Here is a 1488-nt window from a genome sequence, read left to right as displayed (position 1 = left end):
TGACAACCCGAACACCAGAGGTTCGTCCACTCCGGTCCTCTCGTACTAGGAGCAGCTCCTCTCAACTCTCAAACGCCCACGGCAGATAGGGACCGAACTGTCTCACGACGTTCTAAACCCAGCTCGCGTACCACTTTAAATGGCGAACAGCCATACCCTTGGGACCGACTTCAGCCCCAGGATGTGATGAGCCGACATCGAGGTGCCAAACACCGCCGTCGATATGAACTCTTGGGCGGTATCAGCCTGTTATCCCCGGAGTACCTTTTATCCGTTGAGCGATGGCCCTTCCATTCAGAACCACCGGATCACTATGACCTACTTTCGTATCTGCTCGACGTGTCTGTCTCGCAGTTAAGCTGGCTTCTGCCATTGCACTAACCGTACGATGTCCGACCGTACTTAGCCAACCTTCGTGCTCCTCCGTTACTCTTTGGGAGGAGACCGCCCCAGTCAAACTACCCACCAGGCACTGTCCACAACCCCGATAAGGGGCCAATGTTAGAACATCAAACATACAAGGGTGGTATTTCAAGGATGGCTCCACGTCAACTAGCGCCAACGCTTCAAAGCCTCCCACCTATCCTACACATGTAGGTTCAATGTTCAGTGCCAAGCTGTAGTAAAGGTTCACGGGGTCTTTCCGTCTAGCCGCGGGTACACAGCATCTTCACTGCGATTTCAATTTCACTGAGTCTCGGGTGGAGACAGCGTGGCCATGGTTACACCATTCGTGCAGGTCGGAACTTACCCGACAAGGAATTTCGCTACCTTAGGACCGTTATAGTTACGGCCGCCGTTTACCGGGGCTTCGATCAAGAGCTTCGTCCGAAAACTAACCCCATCAATTAACCTTCCGGCACCGGGCAGGTGTCACACCGTATACGTCCACTTTCGTGTTAGCACAGTGCTGTGTTTTTAATAAACAGTCCCAGCCACCTGGTCACTGCGACCACCAGCAGCTCATGACGCGAAGTCAATCACCACCAGTGGCGTACCTTCTCCCGAAGTTACGGTACTATTTTGCCTAGTTCCTTCACCCGAGTTCTCTCAAGCGCCTTAGTATTCTCTACCTGACCACCTGTGTCGGTTTGGGGTACGGTCAATGTTCATCTGAAGCTTAGAGGCTTTTCCCGGAAGCATGGCATCAATGACTTCGCACCCGTGGGTACTCGTCTCGTGTCTCGGCCTTAAGGACCCGGATTTACCTAAGTCCTCAGCCTACGCACTTTCACCGGGACTACCAACGCCCGGCTCACCTAGCCTTCTCCGTCCCCCCATCGCAATGAACATCGGTACAGGAATATTGACCTGTTTTCCATCGACTACGCGTTTCCGCCTCGCCTTAGGGGCCGACTTACCCTACCCTGATTAGCATGGGATAGGAAACCTTGGTCTTCCGGCGTGGGAGTTTTTCACTCCCATTATCGTTACTCATGTCAGCATTCGCACTTCTGATATGTCCAGCAGTCCTCTCGAACCACCTTC

General features: G+C 53.2%; 1 rRNA gene. It reads right to left on the bottom strand.

The features are described 5' to 3' along the window. A 23S ribosomal RNA gene (locus DEU30_RS13545) occupies positions 1 to 1488 on the bottom strand; the annotation flags it as partial.

Source organism: Idiomarina sp. 017G, assembly GCF_004362265.1.
GTDB lineage: Bacteria > Pseudomonadota > Gammaproteobacteria > Enterobacterales > Alteromonadaceae > Idiomarina > Idiomarina loihiensis.
Note: the sequence above shows the minus strand (reverse complement) of the source record. Positions and strands in the feature narration are given on the sequence as shown.